Source organism: Pelomonas nitida, from assembly GCF_043555975.1.
GTDB classification, from domain to species: domain Bacteria; phylum Pseudomonadota; class Gammaproteobacteria; order Burkholderiales; family Burkholderiaceae_C; genus Pelomonas; species Pelomonas nitida.
Genome location: NZ_JBIGIA010000002.1, coordinates 277,482 through 291,477, shown reverse-complemented (window position 1 = coordinate 291,477; position 13,996 = coordinate 277,482). Strand labels below are relative to the sequence as shown.

The 13,996-nt window shown below is 66.6% G+C and carries 11 protein-coding genes; 2 read left to right on the top strand and 9 right to left on the bottom strand.

Translation table 11 applies throughout. The features are described 5' to 3' along the window. Positions 1–126 precede the first annotated feature (126 nt). The 6 genes from ACG00X_RS03835 to ACG00X_RS03810 form a co-directional block, all read right to left on the bottom strand. Positions 127–1,479 carry a porin gene (locus ACG00X_RS03835; protein WP_394486637.1) on the bottom strand — a complete coding sequence of 451 codons (1,353 nt, stop codon included), beginning with the start codon at positions 1,477–1,479 and terminating at the stop codon, positions 127–129. A 60-nt stretch (positions 1,480–1,539) separates the two neighbouring features. Continuing rightward, positions 1,540–1,686: a hypothetical protein gene (locus ACG00X_RS03830; RefSeq protein ID WP_394486636.1), complete on the bottom strand. Its 147-nt coding sequence runs from the start codon at positions 1,684–1,686 to the stop codon at positions 1,540–1,542. An 82-nt stretch (positions 1,687–1,768) separates the two neighbouring features. Continuing rightward, positions 1,769–2,575, bottom strand: a complete 807-nt coding sequence (locus tag ACG00X_RS03825; RefSeq protein WP_394486634.1) for an oxidoreductase — start codon at positions 2,573–2,575, stop codon at positions 1,769–1,771. Between the two features lie 114 nt (positions 2,576–2,689). Then, positions 2,690–5,818, bottom strand: coding sequence for an efflux RND transporter permease subunit (locus tag ACG00X_RS03820; RefSeq protein WP_394486633.1), 3,129 nt, complete (start codon positions 5,816–5,818; stop codon positions 2,690–2,692). Further along, complete coding sequence (locus tag ACG00X_RS03815) at positions 5,815–6,933, bottom strand: efflux RND transporter periplasmic adaptor subunit (protein WP_394486632.1); 1,119 nt, start codon at positions 6,931–6,933, stop codon at positions 5,815–5,817. The genes ACG00X_RS03820 and ACG00X_RS03815 overlap by 4 nt, the downstream gene beginning before the upstream one ends. Before the next feature lie 75 nt (positions 6,934–7,008). Then, positions 7,009–7,626, bottom strand: coding sequence for a TetR/AcrR family transcriptional regulator (locus tag ACG00X_RS03810; RefSeq protein WP_394416729.1), 618 nt, complete (start codon positions 7,624–7,626; stop codon positions 7,009–7,011). An 83-nt stretch (positions 7,627–7,709) separates the two neighbouring features. On the opposite strand from ACG00X_RS03810, the gene ACG00X_RS03805 reads away from it, so the two are divergent. Both ACG00X_RS03805 and ACG00X_RS03800 read left to right on the top strand, forming a co-directional pair. Further along, positions 7,710–9,170 carry an efflux transporter outer membrane subunit gene (locus ACG00X_RS03805; protein ID WP_394486631.1) on the top strand — a complete coding sequence of 487 codons (1,461 nt, stop codon included), beginning with the start codon at positions 7,710–7,712 and terminating at the stop codon, positions 9,168–9,170. Positions 9,171–9,606: 436 nt separating this feature from the next. Next, positions 9,607–10,296, top strand: a complete 690-nt coding sequence (locus ACG00X_RS03800; RefSeq protein ID WP_394486630.1) for a RebB family R body protein — start codon at positions 9,607–9,609, stop codon at positions 10,294–10,296. A gap of 29 nt (positions 10,297–10,325) precedes the next feature. Here ACG00X_RS03800 and ACG00X_RS03795 read toward each other — a convergent pair whose 3' ends face one another. The 3 genes from ACG00X_RS03795 to ACG00X_RS03785 form a co-directional block, all read right to left on the bottom strand. Further along, positions 10,326–11,600 carry a 3-deoxy-D-manno-octulosonic acid transferase gene (locus tag ACG00X_RS03795; protein ID WP_394486629.1) on the bottom strand — a complete coding sequence of 425 codons (1,275 nt, stop codon included), beginning with the start codon at positions 11,598–11,600 and terminating at the stop codon, positions 10,326–10,328. Next, positions 11,600–12,337, bottom strand: coding sequence for a tetratricopeptide repeat protein (locus tag ACG00X_RS03790; RefSeq protein WP_394486628.1), 738 nt, complete (start codon positions 12,335–12,337; stop codon positions 11,600–11,602). Before ACG00X_RS03790 ends, ACG00X_RS03795 begins: the two co-directional genes overlap by 1 nt. A 134-nt stretch (positions 12,338–12,471) precedes the next feature. Next, on the bottom strand, positions 12,472–13,869 hold the full coding sequence (locus ACG00X_RS03785; protein ID WP_394486627.1) for a phosphomannomutase/phosphoglucomutase: 1,398 nt from the start codon (positions 13,867–13,869) through the stop codon (positions 12,472–12,474). Positions 13,870–13,996: the final 127 nt, after the last annotated feature.

The window sequence follows — 13,996 nt, the reverse complement described above, 5'->3', positions numbered from 1 at the left end:
TGCCGGCGAACGCGCGCTGGCTGACACGAGGCGGTCGCTCGTCACTCCGGCATAGCTGTCAACTCCAACGCTCCAAAACACCTCGACGCGCCAAAGCCGGGAGTGCCGAGGTGGAACTGGCTCAGCTCAGAAGCTGTGCCGGATCCCGAAGGCAAGGATGCTGGACCTTCCGTCCGGAGAAATGCCGACGCCGTTGAAGGCCGGCGTCTCACGCAGTCCCAGCGCGGCGAGAATCGCGTCGGGGCCGCCAGAAACATTGATCGGCCGCGCACCCGTTGGTGTCACGCCCACGATAGGTAGCACGTTGCCTTGCCGGTCCTCAGCGACCGCCAACCGCGAATAGAGCACCGTCCGCTTGGACAGTTGGTAGTCCACGCCCAACGAAATACCGAGGTTCTTACCACGGGTGAAATTGGTGAAGCGACTCTCGCCGGCCTCGCCGATCCAGATGAAGTTGCCGACAGGAACTCGCGCGCCGACGACGAGGGTTTGAATCTTCGGGTCGAAGCCGCCGGCGCCAGGCAGTTTGAGCGGTGGTTGCCCGGGCAGGTTCAGGGTGTCGCCATCGAAGTAGCGTCCCTCGTGGTACATCGCATGCAGCGACGGGCCATCGACCGCCAGCATGTACTTTCCGGACAGCGCGAAGCCCCAGTAGCGATCCAGCTCGAAGATCGAGCCGCCCTGCGAAAGCACGGGGACGTCGAACTCGTTGTAGTGGAAGCCCGCGCTCAGGTTGAACGTCGGCGCGGTGTAGGCGAGGAACAGCCCACCAGACCGCCCGCGCTTTCCGCCGGACTCGGAACCCGAGGCTTCGGCGCCCGCGCCGGCGGCCCCCAGCATGGAACCCGTGGATGCCGTTGCCGCGCTGCCGCGCGCCGGACTCACGATGCGCGAAACGCCAGCGTTAGGACTGTAGGAGACAGCAGCCGCAAAGCCGCCGGCCCGAGCCCAGTAGCTGATCTGGTTGTCCTGCCTGATCTGCAACGTGTTGGTGACCAGGCCGGCGGTGAACAGATCGGTTCCAGCGAGGCCATCAGGTGTACCGGCCGCGAAGGAAAAGAAGATTGGTGCGTACTGACGTCCCATGCGAACCTCGCCAGCGGGCGTCGTCAGGTACACCATGGCCTGCTTGCCGAAGAAGCGCCCGTCCTGGGACAGAGTGCCGTCGTCGCTACCCGGTTGCGATTCCAGGACGAAGCCTGCCGCATATCCACCGCCCAGATCCTCGCGCCCCTTGAAGCCCAAGGTGTTGGTGCGCGAAAGGCTCGGCGTCACCCGTGATCTTGTGCCGGCGCTGCCAGGCGGAAAAATCAGGGCGGCGGATGCTCCTGTGGGCGAGCCGGTGCTGCCCGTCGTCTTGTGCGTCGTGTCGACGGCGGTGTCGATATTCCCGTACAGCGTCAGGACCGCTTGAGCGTTGGCCCCGAATGCACACACCGAAAGCGCGGCCACCAGGCCGACGCGAGTGCGAATGTTCATCTTTGTCCCCGATGGTTGTTTTGCTGAAGGGCCAACGGCTCGCGTGGGCCACGTTCAAGATCAGGAGGTCTGCTCGCAGCCCGGGGGCGTGTAGCTGAGCTCTCGCTGAATGTTGGGTGCGTCACACGACTTCTTGTCGACCGGACCCGCACAGCCGGCAAGCGCGGCGAGCACCGCCAGGAGAGTGATGCCCAGGTATGTCTTCATGGTTGGACTCCTTCAAGGTTTGCCCCAACCGGGGCGCTGACCGGCAAGGGCCTTGCCGGGGTGAATCCGCTCTGGCGCTGGCTCAGCCCAGACCAAGCTGCTTGCGCAGGCTCTTGTCGACTGGGCCGGCCGGCATGAAGCGGCGCAACTTGCTCAGCAGGGCCGCCTGCCCCTGCGGCGTGCGCCGCATCCGCCAGGGCCCGAATGCCGCTTCGACGATGGTGTGGGCCACCTTCTCGGGTTCGTCGCCCGCACTCACGCTGGCGGGGATGGCATGCAGCACGGCCTTGCGCTCCCGGTCGTAGGCATCGATCAAGGTCGCGGCCAGCGGCGAGTTGGCTTCGAGGTTGGTCTTCGTATAGAAGGGCTGGACCAGGGTCACGCGGATGCCGAACTGGCGCACTTCGTGGTCCAGCGACTCCGACAAGCCCTCGACGGCATGCTTGGACGCCGCGTAGAGGCCCATGTAAGGCGCGGGCAAGAAGCCCAGCACCGAGCTCACGTTGATGATGCGGCCCTGTCGCTGAGCCCGCATGTGCGGAAGCACCGCCTGCGAGACCCTGAGGACGCCAAGCACGTTGGTGTCGAAGAGCGAGGCCGCCTCGGCGGGCGTCGTCTCTTCCACCGCACCGACCATGTTGAAGCCAGCGTTGTTGACGAGGACGTCGATGCGACCGGCACGCTTGATGACGTCGAGCACGCCGGCGAGCACCGAGGCGTCGTTGCGGACGTCCATTTCGACCAGCTCGACGCCGGCTAGCGGTTGGGCTTTGGCGAGTTTGCGCACGGTTCCGAAAACACGGCTTCCGCCGGCAACGAACTTCTTGGCCGTGGACAGGCCGATGCCGGACGAAACGCCAGTGACGAGGACGACAGGTGGGTTGTTCATGGAAATCTCTTCTTGATCAAGTGAACGAGGGCGAAGCGCGACCTCGCGCCTGGCGCAGCAAGCGCGATGCCTCGTTGTGTGGGTGCCGCTGTTGGCCGCGCAGCGGCTGGCAGGTCAGCTGATGGGGCTGGGCAAGTCGCGCACCTGGGCATAACTGGCCGGCGAAGCGCCGGTCACCGCCCTTTCTCCGCCTGGCCGGATTCGGAACCAGATCGAGTACATCGCCGGCAGGAACACGAGCGTCAGGACCGTGCCCGCCAACGTGCCACCGATGAGCGTATAGGCCAGAGTTCCCCAGAAGACCGAATGGGTCAGCGGAATGAAAGCGAGGATCGCAGCCAGTGCCGTCAGGATCACTGGACGAGCCCGCTGCACGGTCGCCTCGACCACCGCCTGGAAGGGCGGCAAGCCGGCCTGCTCGTTCTGGTGGATCTGTCCGATCAGGATCAGCGTGTTGCGCATCAAGATGCCCGACAACGCGATCAGGCCCACCAGCGCATTGATCCCGAAAGGCTGGTGGAACACGATCAATGTGGGCACCACGCCGATCAGACCGAGCGGGCTGGTCAGGAAGACCATCACCATGGCAGCCAGCGAGCGGACCTGCAGCACCAGGATCAGCAGCGTGACGGCCAGCATGATCGGGAAGATCGGCAGCATCGCGACCGTCGCTTTGCCCGATTCCTCGATGGAGCCGGCCTGCTCGATCTTGTAGCCACCCGGCAGCTTGTCCATGATCGGCTGAAGCTGCTTCGTGATGGCCGTGGATACGTCCGGCGGCTGCAGGTCTTCGGCGATATCGCCGCGGACCGTGATCGTGGGCATGCGGTCACGCCGGCGCATGACGGGCTCTTCCATGCGCACGTCGATGACGCCAACCTGCGAGAGCGGGATGCGCTGGCCGTTGGCACCGGCCAGCGTGAAGTCGCCGATTCGTGCCGGGTCAAGCCGCACGCTGCCGGCCGAGCGCGCGACCACCTGGACCGTTCGAATGTCCTCGCGAACCATGGTGACCGGCACGCCGCTGAGCAGGAACTGCAGCTGCTGCGCGACCGAGCTGGACGTCAGTCCCACTGCCTGCAGACGCTCCTGCTGCAACGTGAAATGCAGCGTCGGTGTGCGCGTACCCCAGTCCGTATTGACCGTCCGCATCATGGGACTCGCGTCCATCACCTGGCGGACCTCGGTTGCGATCTTCCTCAGCACATCAGGGTCGGGCCCCGTCACCCGGTAGGCCACCGGGAACGGCGAGTAGGGACCGAACACGAGCTGCGTGACTCGCAAGCGGGCCTCAGGCGCCAGGCCGTCGGCGATGGCCTGGCGCAGCCGGTGCTTCAGCGCCTCGCGCTCGTTCTGGTTGTCGGTCCGCACCACGATCTTCGCGAACGACGGGTCAGGCAGCTCCGGCGCCATCGAGAAGTAGAAGCGCGGCGCGCCTTGTCCCACGTAGGCGGTCACGATCTTGGCTTCCGCCTGCTTGGCCAGCCAGGCCTCGACCTTGGCGGCCGTGACGCTGGTCTGGCTGATCGACGTGCCGTAGGGCATCTGCACCTCGACCAACACCTCCGGCCGATCCGAGATGGGGAAGAACTGCTTCTTCACTACAGCCATGCCGAGCACGGACAGGACGAACAATCCAACGACGGAACCTGCGACCCACCACTTGCGCGCGATGACGCGCCCGAGGGTTCGGCGGAACCGGTTGTAGCGAGGCGTGTCGTACAGCGCCTCGTGCCCGCCTTCCACCGTCTTGAAGTTCGGGAGCAGCTTGACGCCGAGGTAGGGTGTGAAAAACACGGCAACCACCCAGGATGCGATCAGCGCGATGCCGACGATCCAGAACATGTTGCTGGTGTATTCGCCGGCCGTGGACCGCGCGAATCCGTTGGGCATGAAGCCAACCGCCGTCACCAAGGTGCCCGACAGCATGGGAGCCGCCGTGTGGCTCCAGGCATAGGCCGAGGCTGACAGACGGCTATAACCCTCCTCCATCTTCACCACCATCATCTCGATGGCGATGATGGCGTCGTCGACCAGCAGGCCCAGCGCCAGGATGAGCGACCCCAAGGTGATCCGATCGAAGTTCTTGCCCGTCGCCAGCATCACGACGAACACGGCCGCCAGCGTCAGCGGCACGGCAGCAGCCACGACGACGCCCACGCGCCAGCCCATGCTGACGAAGCACACGACCATCACCACCAGCAGCGCGACGAAGAACTTCACCATGAACTCGTCGACGGCCGAGCTGATGTTCACGGCCTGGTCGGTGACCTTGGTGAGGCTGATGCCGGTCGGCAATTCGGCGTTGATCGCCTTCGTTTCGCCGTCGAGCGCCTTACCAAGATCCAGGCCGTTCCAGCCGTCGCGCATGACGATGCCGAGCAGCAAGGCAGGTTCGCCGCCATTGCGGATCAGGAAGCTCGCGGGATCCTCATAGCCCCGCTTGACGGTGGCGATGTCCGACAGCTTCAGGGTGCGTCCCAGCGCCACCAAAGGCGTATCCCGGATCTTCTGCAGGTCGTCGAACGCACCATCGACACGGATGAAGACCTCGGGGCCCCGGGTCTCGACAGAGCCTGCGGGCGTCAGCGCGTTCTGGCCGTTCAGCGCCGCAAACACGTCCTGGGGGCTGAGCCCCAAGGTGGCGATGCGCTCGTGGGAGAACTCCACAAAGATGCGCTCTGACTGCTCGCCAACGATGTTGACCTTCTTGACGCCAGGCACATGCAGCAGCCTCTGGCGCAGCTTCTCGGCGTCACGCACGAGCGTGCGCTGCGGCTCGCCCTTGGCCTTCAGGGCGTACAGCGCAAACGTCACGTCCGAATACTCATCGTTGACGAAAGGCCCGATCACGCCCGGCGGTAGGTTGCGGATCTCATCGCCCACCTTCTTGCGGGCTTGATAGAACTCCTCCTGCACGTCGGCCGGCGGCGTCTTGTCCAGCAGCGTCAGCGTCGTGAAGGCCAGGCCAGGCCGCGTGTAGGTCTCGGTGCGGTCGTACCAGCGCAGCTCCTGCATCCGCTTCTCGATCTTCTCGGCGACCTGGTCCTGCATCTCCTGCGCGGTAGCACCTGGCCAGGCGGTGATGATGGTCATCACCTTGATCGTGAAAGCGGGGTCCTCGGCGCGGCCAAGCTTGAAGAACGACATCACCCCTGCCATCGAGATCAGCAACAGCAGGAAGACGGTGATCGCGCGCTCACGGACGGCGAGCGCCGACAGGTTGAAGCGGCTCTCGCTCACGGGCGGCTCCCGTTGTTCGCAGCAGCCACCGCCTGATCCATCACCCGGACCTGCGCGCCCTCGCGCAGCAGATGCGCGCCGAGGGCGACGATGATTTCGCCGCGCTTGAGGTCGCCCACGACCTGTGCACGATCATCGTCCACATGCTTGATCGTGACCGGGCGCCAGGTGATCTTGGTCGGCGAACCGTCGACGACCCACACGCCCGGGCCCTTGCCAGCGTCGAAGACCGACGCGATCGGCACTTGCAGCGCTGGCTGGCCGGCGGAAGACTCGGCTGGCGTTTCCACGGTGACCGTGGCACCCAGCGGGGCATTGGCCAGCGCGCCGTCCAGCACATAGCGGGCTTCGTAGGTTCGGGTGAGCCGATCGGCCGCGCTCGAGAGCTGCCTCAACTTGACCGGACTGGCCGCGCTCTCGCCGCCAAACAGCCGGGCTTCTGCCTTCGACCCAATCGTCGGGCGCAGCGTCTCCGGCAACTGGACGACGGCCTCGCGATGCCCCGCATGGGCCAGACGGACAACCGGCTGTCCCGCCCCCACCACCTGGCCGGGTTCGGCCAGCGTTTCGGTGATGACGCCATCGGCATCGGCGACCAGCTCCGCATAACGACTCGCGTTGCGGGCCACGCTGGCTTGCGCCTCGGCGGCGCTGACCTGCGCCTTGGCCGCGTCCGCCGCCGCCTTGGCCTGGTCGTAGGTGGCCGTCGAGATCGCACCGGTGCCGCGGAGGTCGCGATACCGGAGTTCATCGTCAGCCGTCTGCTGCGCACGCGCCTTGGCGGCCGCGACCGCTTCGTGCTGGGCTTCGGCGGCCAGCTTCAGGTCCACAGGATCAATGCGCATCAAGAGCTGGCCGCGCTTCACGGCCTGGCCGGCATCGACCAGGCGCTCAAGCACCTTGCCCGGCACCCGGAAGCCCAGGTCGCTCTGCACGCGAGCCGCCACGGTTCCCGTGAAGGACCGCGACGAACCCGAGGCGTCCTGGACAGCTACGGTCCGGACCAGCGGCAGCTGGGTACGCGCATCCGTGGTTGCCGTCGATTCGCCGCACGCGGCCAAGGCCAGCGGCAGTACGCAGATGAGCGCAGAAAGAGCGAGGCGAGGCCGGCGCATGAAGGTCCCTTAAGTGACGAATCAGGACCTTCATTTTGTGGCTAGTGACCGCATCAGTCAACGGTCACATTGAATTTAAGGTGACAAGCTTCTCAGAACCAGGCTGGCCAGCAGCGCCGGCGCCTGATCGGTGCTGTCCATGCTGTGCTGCAACAACAGGGGATTGAGGTAGGGGCGCATGACCAAATGGATTGCCAGCACCGTCTCGTCCAGCGGCGTTTTGCGCTCGAAGTCGCCGCTTTGCCGGCCTTCCTGCAGCACGTCGCGAAGCAGTTGCCGCGTACGCTCTTCGTAATCGACGACCGCTTGCCAGCGTTCAGTCGCCGCCGAGGCAGCAATCTCGAAAAGCTTGCGATCCTGGAAGAGGAGGCGCAGGGTCGCCTCGGTGCTAGCCTTGAAAATGCGGCGCAGCTTGTCCGGCGGCAGGCTGGCTTCTGCGACTGATGCGCTGACTTCGGCCTCGATCTGCCTAAGGCAGTTCGCGCAGATCATTTCGCCGATGGCCTGTTTGGATTCGAAGAACTTGTAGATGTAGGCCTTCGAAAAGCCGATGGCCTTGGCAAGGTCGGACACGGTCGTCTTGCCATAGCCGTAGCGGCTGAAGTGCTCAGTCGCAGCGGCCACGATCTGGTCGCGGACATCGTGGTCGGCCGGGCCGCGGGCCGGTGCGGGAAGAGTGCTCGTGGGGGTCATGGGCGTCAGCTTACGGTAGCCTCCGCGATTGGACAACGAGTGACCATTTGATATTATGGTCACAATCGTCAAAGGATGAGCCCATGTCCACTCGACCAGTTCTTGTCGCCACCTTCCTCCTCGCCAGCCTGACCGGCTGCGCCGTGGGTCCGACCTACAGCCGGCCCACCGCGCCCATCCCCGAACGTTTTCAGGGTCAGGCCGCAGTGGATCGCCGACCAGCCACCGGCAATGCCGATCTCGCCGAATGGTGGGCGGCGTTCGACGACGCGCAGTTGGCGAGCCTGGTGAAGATTGCGCTGGAGCAGAACCTGGACCTGGCGCAGGCGACGGCCAGGGTGACCCAGGCACGATCTGCTGTTGGTCTGGCAAATGCCGCGCTGCTTCCGTCGGGCAACTTCGGCACTCAGGCAGCGAGAGCCTACCAATCGGTGGAAACGCCGTTGGGCCGGGTGCTGAATTCCAACCCGAATTTCGACCGCTCGGGGAGTTCCTATGAGGCCAACGTAAGCGCCGGCTGGGAACTTGATGTGTTCGGTAGTCTGCGGCGCGGCAAGGAAGCGGCACGGGCCGATTACCAGGCGTCGGAAGCAGGCGCCGTCGCTGTGCGTCTCATGGTGGCGGCCCAGACCGCCGATTTCTACGTGAGCATCCGCGGGCTGCAGACTCGTCTGGCGATCGCCCACCGGCAGGTCGAGACCGAGCAGGATCTGCTCGAAAAGGTCCAGCTGCTATACGGCAAGGGACTTGCCGCTGAGATGCAAGTCCATCAGGTCGAGGGAGCCCTCGCGCAAGTCCGTGCGTCGATTCCAGTGCTGCGGTCCGGCCTGGCGACAGCGATGAACGCGTTGGATGTGCTGCTCGGCGCACTGCCCGGCACCTACAGCGCGGCGCTGGCCGCGGGCGGCCCGATCCCGGCAGCGCCACAAATTGGCGCCCCCGTGTCTCCGGCGGAATTGCTGCGCCGTCGCCCGGATCTGATTGCAGCGGAGCGTCGCTTGGCCGCGTCGAACGAGCGCATCGGTATCGCCATTGCCGAGTACTACCCGAAGTTCTCTTTGAGCGGCTTGATCGGCAGCGCCACGTCCGTCTCCGGTGGGAATCTCTTCACAGGCGGCGCAAGCCAGGCCGCCGGCGTGCTGGGTCTGAGGTGGCGACTCTTCGATTTCGGCCGCATCAATGCTCAGATCGAGCAGGCAAAGGGTCAGGAGGCCGAACTACTGGCCGGCTACCGCCTCGCCGCCCTCCGCGCGACCGAGGACGTCGAGAACGCGTTCTCGACCCTCGTGAACAGGGAGATTCAGGTGGCTGAATTGACGCAAGGTGTCGAGTCACTGACCCGTGCCCGCGCGGCGACCTTCGCGGCTTACCAAAAGGGCGTCGTCAGCCTGATCGAAGTCCTCCAGGCAGATGAAAACCTGTTGCGGGCTTCCGATGCTCGCGCACAGGCGGAAACGGAAGCCGCTCGAGCCGCAATCTTCTCTTTCAAGGCGCTCGGCGGTGGTTGGCAGCCTCCCGCGCAGAACGTAGCGGCAATCCAATAGGAAAGGCCCCTTCGAACGCCCCTCGCCGTTATCCGCGTCAACGAAAAAAAAGGCTTAGGGATCTCTCATTTCATAGCGCGATCTCAGTCTTGAAGGTGAAAAGTCCGATAAACGGCCGGCCGTTGAATGACCGCTGCCGATCATTGCAGCCGTTCAGCGCTGAGGCGGCGAGTGACTCGAATCAGCCTCCAGGCGCCTCCAGTCCGCCCTGCCGCTCGGGTGTCCCACGGCCACGAGCCCAAAGCATCGACTGGCTGCCCGCGCCGCCACCATATGGGCCAGGCCAAGTTCAAACCTTGGCTGTCCTCCCCGGCGCCCGATGCACAACTTTGTGGATGCCTGCCCTCGGGGCATGACGGCTTTTGGCCGGGCTTGACGTTTTGTCTCAGTGAGGGTTCGGCGGGCATTGCCGAGCCTGGATGGAAAGGGCGATGCCATGACTGAACAAGACAGCGGTGCCGATACGCCGGGCGGCTCTCGGGGCGAGCTGGCGGCGCTGCAGGACAGCTTCAACCGCAACCTGTGGCAGCAGGAGGCGGTGAGCCATCTGCAGGCCACCCACATCCTGAAGCTGGCCTTCGTGGCACGGGCCGCCGCCGTCATCGAGCAGTTGGGCTCGGTCGAGGGCAGTGAGGCCATGGAGCGGCTGATCGCCGACTTCAACCGCCTGCTGGCTGCGTTTCAGCCACCCCAGGCGCCGGGGGCGCCTGGGGTGGCTGACGAGGCGGGCGCTGCTTCGTCCGGGCCCAGCCCATCGCCGCTGCCGACTTTTTCAACCCCAGAGCGCAACAGGAGTCTTGCCATGCCTTTGAACGATCAGATCGTGGAAGCGGTGACCGTGGGCAACCTGAAGGCGGTGGGCGAACAGCCCGCCATGCTGTCCAACCTGGCCTACGCCAATCTGGTGGCCAACACCAACCTCGCGCAGCAGAACGCCGTGGCCAACCAGCAGGCGATGAACGAACTGGGCATTGCGGTGGTGGGCAAGGCCGTCAACATGGTCAGCAACCTCGGCCCGCTGGAGGCGCGCTCGGCCGTCGATGTGCTGAGCAACAACGAGCTGGCCCAGACGATTGCCGACCTGAAGGCCACGCTGCAGGCGTTCAAGGCCCCGGACAAGCCTTGACGGGCGGCTGGGCTCAGCCGGGTTCAGCTTTAAGGCGGCGCCATCGCCAGCAGGGCCGCCGCCATGCGCCCGGCGGCGCCGCGATGTGCGGTGGCAAATGCCAGCGCGCTGGCTGACATGTGCGAGCGCGTGGGCTCGTCACGGCACAGCGCTTCACCCTGGGCGACGGCCTCGGCCAGCGAGCCGCACCGCCGGGCCGCGCCGGCCGCGATGGCGAGGCCTGCCGCCTCGGTGAAGTTGAAGGTGTGCGGCCCGGCCAGCACCGGGCAGCCGCAGGCGGCCGCCTCGATGAGGTTCTGGCCGCCCAGCGGTTCGAAGCTGCCGCCCAGCAGCGCCACGGTGGCCAGGCCGTAATAGAGCGGCATCTCGCGCATGGAGTCGCCGAGCCAGACGTCGGCCTGTAGAGCCTCGGCGGGCGGTGTGTCGCCCCAGGTGCTGCGCCGCGCGAGCGTGAAGCCGGCGCCCTGGATCAGCGCGGCGATCTCGTCGAAGCGCTGCGGGTGGCGGGGCACGATGGCCAGCAGCGGGCGAGGGGAGGTGCGCCGGGCCCACTCGGCCAGCAAGGCCGCTTCCTCGCCTTCGCGGCTGACGGCCAGCATCAACACCGGCCGCCCGAGCTGGGCCGCCCAGGCCTGGCCGCGGGCGGTCAGCGCCGGGTCCATCGCGATGTCGTACTTCAGGTTGCCGGCCACGTCCACGCGCGGCGCGCCTATCAGGCGCAGCCGGGCGGCGTCGGCCTCGGTCTGGGCCAGGGCCAGGGCCATACGGCGGGCGGCCGGGCGCATCAGCGCGGCAAAGCGCTGGCCCTGGCGCAGGCTTTTCTCGGACAGGCGGGCGTTGGCCAGCACCATGGGCAGGCCGGCACGCTCGGCTTCACGCTGCAGCACCGGCCAGACTTCCGTTTCCATCAACACGCCCACACGCGGCTGCCAATGGCGCAAAAAGCGCCGCACGGCACCGGGCGTGTCGTAGGGCAGCCAGGTCTGGGCATCGCCGTCACGCAGCAGCGCGGCGCCGGCGTCGCGGCCGGTGGCGGTCGAATGCGTCAGCAGCAGGCGCAGGCCCGGTTCGCGTTCGCGCAGCGCGGCGATGAGCGCGCTGGCCGCCCGCGTCTCGCCCAGCGACACGGCGTGGACCCACAAGCGCCCCGGCTCGGTGCCCGCCTTGTAGAAGCCCAGCCGCTCACCCAGCGCGTGCCGGTACAGCGGCTCCTGCGCACCGCGGCGCCACAGGCGCAGCAGGTACAGCGGCGTCAGCAGCCGCAGCAGGGCCGCATACAGGGCCAGTGCCAGCCCTTGCGGCATCAGCTTGCCTTGCGGGCCAGTTCCTGGGCCGCCTTCAGGCGGCGCATGACCGGCGCGTTCAGTTGCCGGCTGACCGGGTTCCACAGCTGGACCTGGCGGTCGATCTCGGTCTGCAGCCGGGCCGCCGTGGCCGTGTCACCGCGGGTCAGCGCCCAGATCGCGAATTCGGCATGCGCCTCGAAGCCGCCATGCTGCTGCACGGCTGCCTCGAAGGAGGCGCGCGCTTCGTCCGCGTGGCCGGTGCCAGCCTGGCAGCGGGCGATCAGCAGCAGCACCTGGTCGGCGCGGTAGCCGGGCCGCTCGGCCTTCAGGGCCTGCAGATGGCTCAGCGCCGCGTCATAACGCTGGCATTCCACGCAAGCGCGCGCTGCGCCGAAACGCAGGTCGGGGTCGTTGGCGAACGGGCCCTTCAGTGCCGCCTCGTACAGCGAGGCCGCCTCCTGGGCTTCGCCCGCATTGAGCAAGGCCTCGGCCAGACGCATCTGGTTCTGCGCCGACGGCGAAATGTCGTAGACGGCGCGTGCCTCGCGCACGTCGCGGCCCGGGTCCATCGCGCGCGCCGCCGCGGCCACGGCCTTGCGGGCACCGTGGTCCAGCCGCGAATTGGGCAGGTAGATGGCGAAGAAATACACCACGCTGCCCAGCAGCGGGAACGCGAACAGGATGAAGAGCCAGTACAGCTGCTGGCCGCTGCGAACCACGTGCACCGCGCACAGCAGCGCGATCAGGATGTGCATCCCACCGATCAACGGCATGTCGTCATACTCCCTGAGATATCTTCGGTCCAGGCGCCGGCCCGCTCCGCATCATTGCCGCGTTGGGGGCGCCCCGGCTCGCGCGCGTTCAGCGCCGCAAGACGGGGCGAGGGGCATCAATGCCCGGCGGCGAAGGTCGCGTCGGGCTTCACGCGCTTCAACTGCGCCAGCACGTCGTGCTGGATGCGCTCCAGCGCCTCGGGCGTGTGGCCCTCGAAGCGCAGCACCAGCACCGGCGTCGTGTTGGACGGGCGGATCAGGCCGAAGCCGTCGGCGTACTCGAAGCGCATGCCGTCGATGGTGTTGATCTCCAGCACGCCCGGCAGGTCGGCTTCGGTCACCAGGGCCTTGAGCTGCTTGACGACTTCGTGGTGCTCGCCTTCGGCGCAGGGCACGTTGATCTCGGGCGTGTTGAAGCTGTTGGGCAGGCCCTTGAGCGTGGCGCTGGGGTCGGCGTCGCGGGACAGGATTTCCAGCATGCGGCCGGCCGTGTACATCGCGTCGTCGAAGCCGTACCAGCGCTCCGAGAAGAAGATGTGGCCCGACAGCTCGCCCGCCAGCGGGGCGCCGGTTTCCTTGAGCTTGGCCTTGGCCAGCGAGTGGCCGGTCATCCACATCAGCGGCTTGCCGCCGTGTTCCTTGATCCACGGGGCCAGGCGTTGCGTGCACTTCACGTCGAAGATGATCTCGGCGCCCGGCTGGCGCTTCAGGATGTCGGCGGCCAGCAGCATGATCTGGCGGTCCGGCATGATCATCTCGCCGTCCTTCGTGACGATGCCCAGTCGGTCGCCGTCGCCATCAAACGCCAGGCCCAGTTCGGCGTCGGTGGCGTGGACGATCTTCTTCAGGTCTTCCAGGTTCTCGGGGCGGCTGGGATCGGGATGGTGGTTGGGGAAGTCGCCGTCGACCTTGGAGAAGATGTCGACGACCTCGCAGCCCAGCGCGCGCAGGATGGCCGGGGCCGAGGCGCCCGGGATGCCGTTGCCGCTGTCGACGACGATCTTCATCGGGCGGGCCAGCTTGCAGTCACGCACGATGCGCGCGGCGTACTCGGGGCCCACATCCATCTGGCCGACACGGCCCTTGCCGGTGGCGTAGTCCTCGGCCTCGATGCGGCGCTTGAGGCCCTGGATCTGCTCACCGTAGACGGCGGCGCCCTGGAGCACCATCTTGAAGCCGTTGTAGTCCTTGGGGTTGTGGCTGCCGGTCACCTGGATGCCGGAGTTGCAGCCGTGCTTGCCGCGCGTGGCGGCCACGTAGTAGAGCATCGGCGTCGTCACGGCGCCGATGTCGACGACGTCCAGCCCGGTGGACGCGATACCGCGGATCAGCGCGGCCACGAGGCCGGGGCCCGAGATGCGGCCGTCGCGGCCCACGGCCACGGCCTTCTCGCCCAGGGCCTTGGCTTCGGTGCCGAAGGCCCGGCCCAGAGCTTCAGCGAGCTCCTCGTTCAAGGTCTGGCCGACGACGCCGCGGATGTCATAGGCCTTGAAGATGGATGCGTGGACCTGCATGGGCTGCCTTTGAAGCTGGGGTTTGAAATCGCGGCGGATTGTAGGCAGGGCGGGCGGCTGTCCATTCGTCGGCCGTCTCGTCGATCCGTCACCCATCCAGGGGGCAGGGCGGCGGCGCTTCCTAAAC